The sequence below is a fragment of the Sphaerisporangium perillae genome (assembly GCF_023276435.1).
Taxonomy (GTDB): Bacteria; Actinomycetota; Actinomycetes; order Streptosporangiales; family Streptosporangiaceae; genus Sphaerisporangium; species Sphaerisporangium perillae.
In genome coordinates this window covers 86,017-98,956 of sequence record NZ_JALLPO010000025.1, presented here as the reverse complement: position 1 = coordinate 98,956, position 12,940 = coordinate 86,017, and the positions used below count along the sequence as shown (strand labels likewise).

10 protein-coding genes are annotated in these 12,940 nt (G+C 70.0%); 7 read left to right on the top strand and 3 right to left on the bottom strand.

The genetic code is table 11. The features are described 5' to 3' along the window. Positions 1 to 69: 69 nt before the first annotated feature. Positions 70 to 750, bottom strand: coding sequence for a sulfotransferase family protein (locus tag MYF83_RS24455; RefSeq protein WP_248963005.1), 681 nt, complete (start codon positions 748 to 750; stop codon positions 70 to 72). Positions 751 to 1,162: 412 nt separating this feature from the next. Here MYF83_RS24455 and MYF83_RS24450 point away from each other — a divergent pair, with 412 nt between their 5' ends. Then, complete coding sequence (locus tag MYF83_RS24450; protein WP_248963004.1) at positions 1,163 to 1,468, top strand: hypothetical protein; 306 nt, start codon at positions 1,163 to 1,165, stop codon at positions 1,466 to 1,468. 17 nt (positions 1,469 to 1,485) lie between these two features. Here MYF83_RS24450 and MYF83_RS24445 read toward each other — a convergent pair whose 3' ends face one another. Together MYF83_RS24445 and wecB are read right to left on the bottom strand one after the other, a co-directional pair. Beyond that, positions 1,486 to 3,561, bottom strand: coding sequence for a glycosyltransferase family protein (locus MYF83_RS24445; RefSeq protein ID WP_248963002.1), 2,076 nt, complete (start codon positions 3,559 to 3,561; stop codon positions 1,486 to 1,488). A 156-nt stretch (positions 3,562 to 3,717) separates the two neighbouring features. Continuing rightward, positions 3,718 to 4,851, bottom strand: coding sequence for a non-hydrolyzing UDP-N-acetylglucosamine 2-epimerase (wecB, locus tag MYF83_RS24440; RefSeq protein WP_248963001.1), 1,134 nt, complete (start codon positions 4,849 to 4,851; stop codon positions 3,718 to 3,720). Positions 4,852 to 4,927: 76 nt separating this feature from the next. On the opposite strand from wecB, the gene MYF83_RS24435 reads away from it, so the two are divergent. The 6 genes from MYF83_RS24435 (at position 4,928) to hisC (ending at position 12,836) form a co-directional block, all read left to right on the top strand. Next, entirely contained in the window at positions 4,928 to 6,589 is a 1,662-nt protein-coding gene (locus tag MYF83_RS24435) for a glycosyltransferase family 4 protein (RefSeq protein WP_248963000.1), read from the top strand. 129 nt (positions 6,590 to 6,718) lie between these two features. Continuing rightward, positions 6,719 to 7,984, top strand: coding sequence for a nucleotide sugar dehydrogenase (locus MYF83_RS24430; protein WP_308201497.1), 1,266 nt, complete (start codon positions 6,719 to 6,721; stop codon positions 7,982 to 7,984). 18 nt (positions 7,985 to 8,002) lie between these two features. Beyond that, positions 8,003 to 9,091, top strand: coding sequence for a glycosyltransferase (locus MYF83_RS24425; RefSeq protein ID WP_248962998.1), 1,089 nt, complete (start codon positions 8,003 to 8,005; stop codon positions 9,089 to 9,091). Between the two features lie 84 nt (positions 9,092 to 9,175). Then, a complete protein-coding gene (locus tag MYF83_RS24420; protein ID WP_248962996.1) occupies positions 9,176 to 10,984 on the top strand; it encodes a DUF4434 domain-containing protein in 1,809 nt (602 codons plus the stop codon). A gap of 48 nt (positions 10,985 to 11,032) precedes the next feature. Then, positions 11,033 to 11,695, top strand: a complete 663-nt coding sequence (locus tag MYF83_RS24415) for an NUDIX hydrolase (RefSeq protein WP_248963078.1) — start codon at positions 11,033 to 11,035, stop codon at positions 11,693 to 11,695. Positions 11,696 to 11,774: 79 nt separating this feature from the next. Beyond that, the gene (gene hisC / locus MYF83_RS24410) at positions 11,775 to 12,836 is read left to right on the top strand and encodes a histidinol-phosphate transaminase (protein ID WP_248962995.1); all 1,062 of its coding nucleotides are present in this window, start codon (positions 11,775 to 11,777) and stop codon (positions 12,834 to 12,836) included. Positions 12,837 to 12,940: the final 104 nt, after the last annotated feature.

The following is a 12,940-nucleotide window of genomic DNA, read 5'->3' as shown; positions in this document are numbered from 1 at the left end:
GACAAGGTCAAAGGTGGCGGGTGAGGGGCCTGGGGCGGGGGGACGTACGGCGGCGGTGCCGCGGGCCGGTCAGCTTCGCCGTAGGAGCAGTGGGGCGACACGGGCCCTGGCCTGGGCATGGAACTCCGCCGAGTCGTTGACCTGGGGGAAGGGCTCGTCGGGCACCGCCACCCCGAGGAACCCGCACAGCGGTTCCCATCCCTGCCGGACCTCGAAGACCAGCAGCCGCTCCGGAGGGATCGCCGCCTTGACCTCCTCGTTGTGCGCCCGGAAGGTCTTCAACAGGTGTTCGGGATCGTCCATGCGACCACCGAAGGAGCGCCCCGTGACGACCAGTCCGGTCATCGCGATGAAGGAGGCGTAGTCAGTGCCCAGTAGCGACGAAAACCGCATCATGAGCTTGCCGGACAGCGTCGAGCCCCGCTCACGCTGCTTGAGGATGGTCGCGTTCATGCTCTCGAGCCAGCGCTGAGGGTCCCGCACGCTCAGGATGACCTTGGCCTCGGGGTAGTGCTCGGCGAGTTCGCGCCAGTACGCGGCGCCCGGCCAGTCCACGCATGACTGGTAGCCGTCCATGACGGTGTCCCAGTCCGCGGACTCTCCCTTGGCCACGGCGAGCCAGCGCCGGACCTGCCCCGGCCGCCGGAGCACTTCCGTCATGTGGTGGCAGGGACCGAAGCCGAGCCGCTCCAGAGCCGTCTTGAGAGAAAGCGTCCCCGTACGCCCGAACCCCGCCCCGATGACCCGCATAATCCCCACCATTTCGATCGGGAACTGCCGATTAGGTATAGAAGCAATGTTTCACCGACAACCAGATCGAACAAGAGGTCATCCCCCGAGTCCTCGGCGGAGCGGATCACGCCGTCCATCTCGCATGACCCTCCGGACTGGGCGGGTGGATCATGCGCTTGGCGTGGCGGCCACCCAAGCTCCGATTGGGGCCGGTGGTGCGCCGACCCCCTGAAGCCCTAGCCTCAAGTAATCACGGCAGACTTGATCGACTAGTCCAACTACATGCAGAAAGTGCCCCTGAACTGGTGAAATCAAAGCGACCAAGCATTTGATCTGACCAGTTCGAGGAGCACTTTCCAGGTGTTCGATCTTACCTCTACCGGGTCTTCTTATCGCCGTTCTCGTCACCCTGCTCAGCTGTGCGCTGCAGGTGAGTCTGTCGCGCCGCCCCGTGGCGCACGCGAGCGATGACCTCGTCGCCGCCGAACTGGCGGTACGGTCGCGGTCGCTCCACGTGCTGGCGTCCGGAGCGCCGGTGTTCCTGACGTGCGCCGCCATGAAGGCGCTCGCCGGTCCGTCCGGGCTCGGAGCGTCCGGGGTCGGGATCGACCTCTACGGACTGGTGTTCCTCGGCGTCCTGTTCCTCGCCTGGTACACCGCCACCCGCCCCCACCCGATCCGGACGCCCAATGCCGGCACCCCGCCCGAGGTTGTCTGGCCCTCTGGCAAGGCGTGACGTCCGTCACCGGCGGGTCAGATCATGACGTGGGATTCGGGGTGGCCGATGAAGGAGAATTGGGCGTTGCGGGTGAGCTTGTAGTCCTGGGCCTTCCAGGTGTGGGCGGAGGCGTCGGCGCCGCGCATGTAGACGAAGTTGAAGCGGTCCGCCGAGTAGATGCGGACGCCTTCCTCCTTGCAGCGCCGGACGAGCCGGGTGTCCTCGCCGGCGTTGACCGCCTCGAAGGCGAAGGTGTGCAGCAGGTCGGCCTTGGCGAGGATCGTGGCGCCCTGCACCAGGTGGGCGTACCGGTGCTCCAGGCCGGGCAGGCGCATGACCGTCGTGTTGGTGGCCGGGAAGTAGGTGTAGTGGGCGCCCTTGCCGACCATCTCCGCGTCGGCGTAGTCGAAGGCGCGCAGCAGGTCCGACAGGTAGTGGGCGCCGTAGAGGTTGTCGTCGTCCATCTTGGCGATGTAGTCGCCGTCGGCCTGGGCGATGCCGAGGTTCAGCACCTCGCCGAGGGTGAGCGAGGCGTCGGCGGTGAGCACCTTGACGGCGGGGACGCCGGCGGCCAGGGCCTTGTCCTTGACCACCTCGGGGTCGATGTCCAGGCCGTGCAGGACGAGGATCAGCTCGAGGTCGCGGTGGCGCTGGCGGGCGACCTGCGCGATGGCGTGCTCCAGCTGGCCCGCGCGGTTGGTGGGCAGGACGACCGACACGTTCTTGGTACGGGTCACGACCGGGCGGCCGAGCGCGGTGAGGATCTGGTCGACGCGGTGGGAGAAGAGGTGCTTGTCGAAGACCTCGCGCATGGCCAGGTGGGCCTGCCTGGCGCGCAGCTCCGGGCTGTTGATCAGGTAGAGGGCCTGGTTGTAGGCCTCCTCCTGGGTGTGGGCGATCGGGATCAGCGGCCCGAACGTCTCCTCGATGGCCCGTGACCAGCCGGACAGCACGGTGGTGGAGCACGCGGACAGCTCGAACACGCGCCGGGCGCACATGGTCGGCGAGTCGATCACCGAGTTCACGTTGAGGAAGACCTTGTACATCTTGTACGCGGCCAGCATCTGCTCGTATGGCAGCTCGCCGACGATGTGCGGGCGGTACTCCTCCGGCCAGGCGTACTTGTCGCCGGCCTTGTCGTTGCGGGCGAAGATGTGCAGGCCGAGCTCCCTGGTGGGGGCGATCACGGTCTCCATCTGCTCGCGCCGCTCGGGATGCTTGTCGCGGAAGTACATGCCGGCGAAGACCACGTCGTACGGGCGGCCCTGCTTGGTCTGGACCGGGTTGTGCACGCGCGGCTGGGCGGCGAACTGCAGCACGTCCACCCGGTCATGGCCCAATATCTCGCGATATTTCGGCACCATGTCGCCGTCGCACGTGTACACGTAGTCGAACAGCTTCGCTGTGTCGATGAAGAAGTCGAAGTTGGGCGGGTCCTCCTTGTTCCAGAAGACCGTGGGGATGCCCTGCTCGCGGCACCAGCTCACCAGGTCGCGCAGCTCCTGCTTGGGCGCGTTGGTGCCGGTCATCTGGTAGCGCCAGCGCGCCTGGTTGCCGTGCCAGGCCGACTCGCAGAACAGCACGTCGGGACGCTTCTCGGCGAAGATCTCCTGCCAGTCCTTGAGGCCGAACTCGATCTGGTCCCACTCGTATTTGAACGCCATCCGCGAGAAGTCGTCCAGGATGACGGCGACCTTGAGGTCGGGCCGGCTGACCGGCCCCTCCGGCCACGCGAGGTTCGGGATCTTGACCTCGGGGGCGTGCGCGAGCACGGCGTCGATGGCGGCGGCGCTCGCGGTCACCGTCGCGGGCGGCTTGGGCGCCTTCTTGGGCTTCATGGCCTTGGACAGGTCACGCGGGAGCCGTACGAGCCTGGACGGGCGCTTCACGCCGGCGAGCGCGGTGCTGACGCGGTACGGGCGCTGCGCCTTGGTGGCGGAGAGCTGCCACTGGGCGTACTCGGCCCGCGCCTCGGCCGTGGCCAGGCGGCGTTCGAGGTCGCGGATGCGCTCCTCGTAGCGCTCGACGACCTTGCGCTCCTCGGGCAGCCAGTTCGCCGCCCCGAGACGCTGGAAACGCGGCTCGTCCGGATTGTTCTGGTCATCGGCCATGGTCGGACTTGCTCCCTCGTAAATCCGCGAGTTGCACGAGCTTCGCGAGCTCAGGCTCGTTGCCCGGGATGTTCGATCGTACGGCTTCGGCCGCCCGGCGTCGGGTGATTTCTCCCGAATGCCCAGATCACTGGCGCAAGCCAGGGCGGCGGGAGATCAGCTCGTCGGCGGGACCGCCTGCGCGGCGGGCGAGAGGTTCTCGCCGCGCAGCCACGCCTCGATGACCCGGGCGATCCTCGGCCCCGCCGCGCCGTCCCACAGCGGCGGCAGCTCCCCGCTCGGGGTCGCCGCACCGTCCGCGAGCGCCTTGGACGCCGCCGCGGGCAGCGTCGCCGGGGTGACCAGGCGGTTGGTGCCGTGGGTGATCGTGATGGGCCGCTCGGTGTTCGGCCGGACGGTCAGGCAGGGCACGCCCAGCATGGTCGTCTCCTCCTGCACGCCGCCGGAGTCGGTGACGACCAGCGCCGCTCCCCGCACGAGGGAGAGGAAGTCGATGTACCCGAGCGGATCGACGATCGTGAGGTTGTCGCCGGTCACCAGCCCGGCCTCGGCGAGCCGCGCCCGGCCGCGTGGGTGCAGCGGCACGATGATCGGCACCTGCTCGCCCACCGCCAGCACCGCCTCGACCAGCTCGCGGGCCGACTCGGGGTCGTCGACGTTCCCCGGGCGGTGCAGCGTGGCGACGGCGTACCGCTCGGGCAGGCCGAGCCGCGCCTTCACCGGCTCGGGGTCGAGCTTCGGCAGCGCCGAGAACAGGCTGTCGATCATGGGGTTGCCGACCAGGTGGACCTTGGCGGGGGAGACCCCCTCGTTCGCCAGGTGCGAGAGCCCGTCGGGGCTGGTCACCAGCAGGATGTCGGCGAGCGCGTCGGTGACGACCCGGTTGACCTCCTCGGGCATCTCCCGGTCGAAGGACCGCAGGCCGGCCTCGACGTGCGCGGTCGGGACCTGGAGCTTGGCGCAGACCAGGATCGCGGCGAGCGTGGAGTTGACGTCGCCGTAGACGACGACCAGGTCCGGCTTGTGCTCGAGGACGACCTCCTCCAGGCCGGTCAGCAGCGCGGCCGTCTGCCGCGCGTGGCTGCCGGAGCCCACGGCCAGGTTGGCGATCGGCTCGGGCAGGCCGAGGTCGGCGAAGAAGACGTCGGACATGAGCGCGTCGTAGTGCTGCCCGGTGTGGACGATGCCCTGCCGGACCCCCAGCTCGGCCAGGCCGCGCACCACCGGTGCCGCCTTGACGAAGTTCGGACGAGCGCCCAGCACGTGCAGAACGAGGGGATTGTCCCTCATTGACCTCGCCTTTCAGCCGGGAGTGGGTCAACTGTTGACCAGATAGGCCAAGCGTTGCCTATGGTACGGTCACGGCGTGGTTTCCGAGGCCAGCCGGCCCGAGAAGGTCTCCCCCAAGTCGGCTCGTGCCGGCCTGCGCGGCTTCCTCAAGGGCTTCGTCCAGCATCCGGTCATCGTCTCCAGGGTCTTCGTCACCAGGGTCAAGTCCGACCCTATGCGGGTGGCGCAGGCGGCGGCGGAGGCCATGCCGCCACGCTTGCGTCCAGCCGTAGGCAAGGTCGCCTGGCCGGTGGCGCGCGTCGTCCGGGTGACCGCGCGCAAGATCGCCCGGCGCATGGCGGACGGGCCGCTCGAGGCGGCGAAGGCCGAGTTCGAGCGCGGCCGGATGACCAAGGCCATCGAGGTGCTCCAGCCGCACGCGCGCTGGCCGTTCATCCGCCGGAGGATCGCCTACTACGAGGGTGAGAAGGCCGCGATCGGCACGACGCCGATCCCGCCCAAGTCCAAGGTGATCGTCGGCGAGCGTGTCGAGGGCCGCGTGCTGCACTGCGTGACCAACGCCCTGCCGTACACCCAGGCGGGGTACACGGTCCGCACCCACCGCATCGTGACCGCTCAGCGCGCCGCCGGGCTCGACCCGCACGTGGTGACGAGCTGGGGCTGGCCCATGCTGCAGGGGCACGCGGACGCCGAGCCGTACGAGGAGATCGACGGCGTCCCCTACCACCGGCTGCTGCCGAGCGGCGAGGTGCCGTTCGAGAGCCGCGGCCGGATGATCCGGGGGGCCGGCGAGGTGAGCGAGCTGGTCAGGACGCTGCGGCCGCAGGTGCTGCACGCCGCCACCGACCACCGCAACGGCTCGGTCGGGCTCGCCGTGCGCGAGCGCACCGGCACGCCGCTGGTGTACGAGGTGCGGGGCTTCCTGGAGGAGACCTGGGCCTCGCGCGACCCGGCGAGGGTCGGCAGCGAACGTCACCTGCTCCAGCGTGAGCGGGAGGCCCACATCATGCGTTCGGCGAACGCCGTGGTGACCCTGGCCGAGACGATGGCGGCCGAGATCGTCGAGCGTGGCGTGCCCCGCGAGAAGATCTTCCTGGCGCCGAACGCCGTGGACGACACGCTGCTGACCGCCGACTACGACGGCGCCGCGTTCCGGTCCGCGTACGGCATCTCGCCGGACGAGATCGTCGTCGGCTCGGTGTCGAGCATCGTCGGCTACGAGGGCTTCGCGACGCTGCTGTCGGCCGCCGCGCTCCTGCGCGAGGCCGGGACGCCCGTGCGCGTGCTGATCGTCGGAGACGGCTCCGAGCGCCCCGCCCTGCTCGCGCAGGTGGAGAAGCTCGGCCTGGGCGACCTGGCGATCCTGCCGGGCCGGGTCGGGCCCGAGGAGGCGCTGCAGGCCCAGTCGGCCATCGACATCTTCGTCTGCCCGCGCGAGGATCTGCGCGTGTGCCGCCTGGTCACCCCGCTCAAGCCGGTGGAGGCCATGGCGCTCGGCAAGCCGGTCGTGCTGAGCGATCTTCCCGCGCTCTCCGAGCTGGTCGGTTCCGACGGCGCCGGGCTGCTCGTACCGCCGGGCGATCCCGCCGAGCTGGCCAAGGCGCTGGCCGGGCTGCGTGAGGATCCGGACCGCCGGGCCGAGATGGGCGAGGCCGGTCGCGCCGAGGTCGCCGCCAAGCGCACCTGGAGCCGGATCGCCGAGAACTACAAGACGATCTACCAGTCCGTTGCCAGGTGATGGCAGCCTCATGACCGTTCGGAAACTGCGGGTTGGCTATGCGTTCAATCGCATTAGACGTGATCTGTGCGGAGTTGAGATAGCCTTTCCCACCATGCAGTGTTGTTTCGGACTCCCTCAGGTCGCCAAGTGAGCGGATACGATCTCGCGGTCATCGGCCTCGGGTACGTGGGCATGCCCCTCGCCAAGGAGGCGTCGGGCGCGGGTCTCCGGGTGGTCGGCCTCGACGTCGACCAGCGGAAGGTCGATGCCCTGACCTCGGGCCGCTCGTACATCGACGACCTGAGCGACGCCGATCTCGACGCCATGCTCGGCGCCGGATTCACGGCGACGCTCGATCAGTCGGTGCTCGCCGGCAGCGACACCATCGTCATCTGCGTGCCCACGCCGCTCGACGAGGACCACCGTCCCGACCTCTCCGCGGTGCGCGGCGCCGTCGAGTCGGTGGGGCGCTACCTCCAGCGCGGCGCGCTGGTCGTCCTCGAGTCGACGACCTACCCCGGCACCACCGACGATGTCGTCCGCCCCATCCTCGAAGAGGCCTCGGGGCTGACCGCCGGCGTCGACTTCCACCTCGCCTTCTCGCCCGAGCGCATCGACCCCGGCAACGCCAAGTACGGCCTGCGCAACACGCCCAAGGTCGTCGGCGGCTACACCGAGGCGTGCCGCGAGCGGGCGGCGGCGTTCTACGCCCGCTTCGTCGAGCAGGTGGTGACCGTCAGCGGCACGCGCGAGGCCGAGATGGCCAAGCTGCTGGAGAACACCTACCGCCACGTCAACATCGCCCTCGTCAACGAGATGGCGATCTTCTGCGACGAGCTGGGCGTGAACCTCTGGGAGTCCATCGAGGCCGCCGCCACCAAGCCGTTCGGCTTTCAGAAGTTCCTGCCCGGCCCGGGCGTCGGCGGTCACTGCATCCCGGTCGATCCCTCTTACCTCTCCCACGCGGTGCGCAAGCTCGGCTACCCGTTCCGGTTCGTGGAGCTGGCGCAGGAGATCAACGAGCGGATGCCCGCGTACGTGGTGGCGCGGGTGCAGCGCCTGCTGAACCGCGCGAAGAAGCCGGTCAACGGCTCCCGCGTCCTGCTGATGGGCGTCACCTACAAGCCGGACATCGCCGACGAGCGCGAGACCCCCGCGGTCCCGATCGCACGGATCTTCCGCGATCTCGGCGCCGAGCTGGTCTTCGCCGACCCGCACGTCAAGCGGTGGACGGTCGACGGGGTCGAAGTGCCACGGGAGGACGACCTGGCGGAGGCGGTGGAGAGGGCGGACGTGACCGTGCTCCTCCAGCAGCACTCTGAGTTCGATCTGGACATGGTGGAGCAACGAGCGCATCTACTTCTCGACACCCGGGGCGTCCTCTCCGAGGGCGAACGCGTCGAGCGGCTCTGACGGGCGGAGGGTCGGCGCGTGCACGTGCTTGTCATGACGGTGGTCCATCATCCCGAGGACGCCCGGATCCTGCACCGGCAGATCCGCGCGCTCGTGGACGCCGGTCATGCCGTCACGTACGCCGCGCCCTACACCGCCCGCGGTGTCGTGCCGCGGTCATGGGTCACGGGGGTGGACCTGCCAAGGGCCGCCGAGCGCAAGCGGCTGTCGGCGGTGCGGGCGGCGCGCCGGCTGTTCAAGAGCATGCGCGACGACGTCGACCTGGCGCTGATCCACGATCCTGAGCTGCTGCTCGCGGTCGCGGGCGTGCGGCGGCGCCCGCCGGTGGTCTGGGACGTCCACGAGGACACGCCGGCCACCCTGTCGCTGAAGCCCTGGCTGCCCTCGTTCCTGCGCCCGCCGACGCGTTTCCTCGCCCGGATGCTGGAGGGGACGGCGGAGCGCCACCTTCACCTGCTCCTGGCCGAGACCGCCTACGCCGGAAGGTTCCGGCAGGCGCATCTCGTCGTGCCGAACGAGACCTGGGTGCCCGACCACGTCAGCGAGCCCTCCGACGACCGGGTGGTGTACCTGGGCTGGCTGTCGGAGGCGCGGGGCGTGCGCGAGGCCGTGGAGGTGGGCCGGCTGCTCCAGCCGCACCGCGTCGCGGTCGAGCTCATCGGCTACGCCGACCCGCAGAGCAGGCCGATGCTCAATCAGGCCGTGGCCGATGGAGTGCTGGAGTGGCGTGACTTCATGCCCAACGACGAGGCGCTCAAGCGGCTCGACGGGGCGCTGGCCGGGCTCTCGCTGCTGCACGACGAGCCGAACTACCGCCACTCCATGCCCACCAAGATCGTGGAGTACATGGCGCACGGCATCCCGGTGATCACCACTCCGTCCCCGAGGGCCGTGGAACTGGTGGAGCGCTACCAGAGCGGCGTGGTCGTGCCCTGGCGCGATCCACAGGCCGTCGTGCGCGCCGTCCTGCGCCTCCGGAACGATCCCGAGGAGCGCCGGGCCGCGGGGGCGCGCGGTTACGCCGCCGCCCGGGCCAACCACCACTGGCCGAACTCCGCCCGGCGGTTCGTGTCCCAGCTCGAAGCCTGGGCGGGTGTGAAGAAGTAGGTCCCTGAGCGCCGTGCCCGTAGGGCATGCGGCGCTGATGGATATTTATCAGGGCCACAACATAAGGACGGTAATCTCCTGAAGGTGCGCGGCCTCACTCTGCTCCTGGGAGCGGCCCTCCTGGCTGCTGTCGCGGCCCTCGTCATCGTCCTGCCGGATTCCCGAGGCGGTTCCCAGACCGCCGCGACGACACCGGCGCCAAAGCCGACGACGATAAGCCCCACGCCCTCGACCAGCGTGTTCAGCGACCCCTGCGGAACCTTCGACACCACCACCCCGACCCCGTACGCCGTGACCGGCTACTGGCTCGTGCCGACCTCCGACCACTGCACCTGGCGCAGCCAGCTCCAGGCCATCCACCAGGCCGGCGGGGACACCGTCGTCCGCCTCGGGTTCGGACTCCAGCCGCGCGCCGTCGACGGCGACGGGCACGTGCTGGACACGCAGGGCGACCAGCCCGACCCGCGCTTCGCCAAGTGCGAGGAGAACGGACTGACCTGCGTGCAGGCCGCGGAGTCCGCCCTGAAGGCCGCCAACCCCGGCAACCGCGTCACCTGGACCTATGTCTACCGGACCGACGAGGCGTTCGGGCCCGACCTGTTCCGCTGCCCGGAGATGGAGCACACCATCACCGTGGGCAACGAGGTGTTCTACCGGATCATCACGCCCGACGACGGCTCGGACAATCCGAGCTGCGACTTCACCTCCAAGGGGGTCGGCTATCACCTGATCCTCGTCGACGGGGCGACCAAGGACAGCCTGACGGAGATCCTGGACCTCGCCGACCGCTTCGCGATGAAGGTCTTCCCCGCGCTGCCGGTCGCGCCGCGCGAGCGCCTCGAGCCGACGCGGGCCGACCAGCGGCACATCGGGACGCTCACCACGCTGACCCGGCGCATCCTGCAGGACTACGGTGACCGCTTCAAGGACCGCACCTCCCTCGGCGGCGTCTACCAGCCCTTCGAGCTGCAGATCAGGGACTGGCCCGACCCCTCGCAGGTGCCCACCCTGCAGGTCTACGCCGAGCAGCACGACATCGTTCAGCAGGAGCTTCCCGGCAAGCCGATCCTCGTCAGCCCCTACCTGGACGCGCGCAGGGAGAAGAAGTTCACCTCCACGCCCGCCCAGGTGAAGGCCGGGTTCAAGGCGCTCGCGCGCACGGGCGTCGGCATCGTCGCCCCGCAGGACAGCCGCGGCACCGGCAAGGTCGGCCTGTTCTGGCCGAACCTCAAGGGCCAGCCGGTCGACGAGCGGCTCAAGCCCGTGGTGGGCGACACCTCCTACGGCAAGGCGTACTACGGGGCCACGCGCGACTACTACCGCGCGATGGCGGAGGCGCTGGCGGAGCTGCGCGCCGAGGGCGATGACGTCGAGCTGTGGGCCAACGTCGAGGCGTTCGAACCCAAGGGCGACGGCGCCTGCGAGGCCGGCGGCAAGCGCGGCACCACGGACAAGAAGCGCCTGGACTCGGCGGTCGCGTTCGTGGGGCCGTACGTCTCGAAGATCATCTCCTACAAGTGGAGCAGCTTCTTCACCTGCGGCACCCCGACCCTCGCCGAGCAGGTCGCCAAGGACTGGGACCGGCCCATCCCCATCCAGGCCATCCTCTCCAAGCGCGGCATCCAGAACGGCATCGAGGTCCGCGGCTACAACCTGACCGGCGGCAAGGTCACTTTGAGCTGGTACGGGGCCAAGGAGCCGCGAGTGATCGACTCCGCGAGCGTCGGATGGTCCGACCCCGCGCCCATCCCGGGACTGCCCGGCGCGGTGCGGAAGATCTGGGTCCCGGTCGACTGGTCGTCGGTGCCGCAGGATGCCTGGATCCGGGTGGACGTGACCTCCACCGACGGGCGGCAGAGCAACGCTCCGGTGTACCTCAATAGAGGGACATGACGGTCTTCGGCCCTCCGTTACCGGTGTAACGTGCGTCCCATGGTCCCGCTGGTCCCGCGCATTCCTGTCAGTGTGGATCTCGTCGTGCTCACCGTCCGCTGCCAGCAGCTCAACGCGCTCGTCTGGCGGCGCGACCGCCCGCCGTACGAGGGGCGGTGGGCGCTCTCCGGGGGGTTCATCCAGCTCGAGGAGGACCTGCCCGCCGCCGCGGCGCGCGTCCTCGCCGAGCGCGCCGGGCTGCCCGGCGCCCCCGTCCACCTGGAGCAGCTCCAGACCTACGGCTACCCCGACCGCGACCCGCGCCAGCGCGTGGTCAGCGTGGCCTACCTCGGCCTCGCGCCCGACCTGCCCGCGCCCACCGAGGCGCACATGAGCTGGCAGCCGGTGTCCTCGCTGCAGGTGATGGCCTTCGACCACCGCCGCATCGTGCTCGACGGCATCGAGCGGGCCGGCGCCAAGCTGGAGTACACCTCGCTGGGCGCCGCCTTCTGCCCGGAGGAGTTCACCGTGGCCGATCTGCGCCGGGTGTACGAGATCGTCTGGGGGCGTCCCCTCGACCCGCGCAACTTCCACCGCAAGGTGACCAAGGCCGACGGATTCCTGGTCCCCACCGGCCGCACGACCACCCGTGACGGCGGCCGGCCGGCCATGCTGTACCGCCGGGGCCCCGCCGAGCTGCTCCACCCTCCCATGCTGCGCCTCGGCGGATAGCGGCTCGCACGGTACAGGTCGTCCACAGGGCGGCACGGTCGCCGAACCGGGGGGCGGCGCCGCGTCATAAGGTATGGCCATGCCGCGTTTCCGCCCGATCCTCGATGAGCTGCCCGCCTACCGGCCGGGCAAGTCCGTGATCTCCGCCGACGGCAGGTCGTTCAAGCTGTCGTCCAACGAGAGCCCCTACGAGCCGCTGCCCTCGGTGGTGGAGGCGATCTCCGCCGCCGTGCGGGAGGTCCACCGCTATCCCGATCCCGCGTGCGTGCGTCTCACCGAGGCCCTCGCTGAGCGCCTCGGCGTGCCTCCGGAGCACGTCGCGCTCGGCCCCGGTTCGGTGACCGTCGCCCAGCAGCTCTTCGAGACCGTGAGCGAGCCCGGGGCCGAGGTCGTGTACGCCTGGCGTTCCTTCGAGGCCTATCCCGTGCTCGCCGACCTGGCCGGGGCGACCTCCGTGCGGGTGCCCCTGGCGGACGAGACCCACGACCTGCGGGCGATGGCGGCGGCGATCACTCCCGAGACACGCATGGTGCTCGTCTGCAACCCCAACAACCCGACCGGCACGGTCAACCGCACCGCCGAGCTCACGGCCTTCCTCGACGAGGTCCCCGGTGACGTGCTGGTGGTGCTCGACGAGGCCTACCGTGAGTACATCCGCGACGCCGACGTGCCCGACGGCCTCGCCCTGTACACCGACCGGCCGAACGTCGCCGTGCTGCGCACCTTCTCCAAGGCCTACGGCCTGGCGGGCCTGCGGGCCGGTTACCTCGTCGCCCACGAGCCCGTCGCGGCGGCCGTGCGCAAGGTGACGGTGCCGTTCGCCGTCAACAGCATCGCGCAGGCGGCGGCCATCGCCTCCCTGGCGGCCGAGGACGAGCTGCTGGAGCGGGTGGAGACGGTCGTCAAGGAGCGCACGCGCGTCCGCGAGGCGCTGATCGGCCAGGGGTGGGAGGTTCCGCCCACCGAGGCGAACTTCGTCTGGCTGCGGCTCGGCGAGCGCACGATGGACTTCGCCGAGCGATGCGCGATCGACGGCGTGGCCGTGCGGCCGTTCGCCGGCGAGGGCGCCCGCGTCTCCATCGGCTCGCCGGAGGCCAACGACACCTTTCTCGCCGCGGCCGAGGCCTTCATCAAGGGCTAGAGACCCCGCGCGCCCCATCATGCTCTGAGGTCCTGATCCGCCTCAGAGCCCTCTGGTGTGCTCCCGGTCTCCCCGTGTGTCCCGACCTGTGCGAAGCCCTGTGG

Bases quoted from the DNA above. Each gene is read 5' to 3' on its own strand.
- MYF83_RS24455 (WP_248963005.1), bottom strand. From the start codon at position 750: ATGCGGGTCATCGGGGCGGGGTTCGGGCGTACGGGGACGCTTTCTCTC.
- MYF83_RS24445 (WP_248963002.1), bottom strand. From the start codon at position 3,561: ATGGCCGATGACCAGAACAATCCGGACGAGCCGCGTTTCCAGCGTCTC.
- wecB (WP_248963001.1), bottom strand. From the start codon at position 4,851: ATGAGGGACAATCCCCTCGTTCTGCACGTGCTGGGCGCTCGTCCGAAC.
- hisC (WP_248962995.1), top strand. From the start codon at position 11,775: ATGCCGCGTTTCCGCCCGATCCTCGATGAGCTGCCCGCCTACCGGCCG.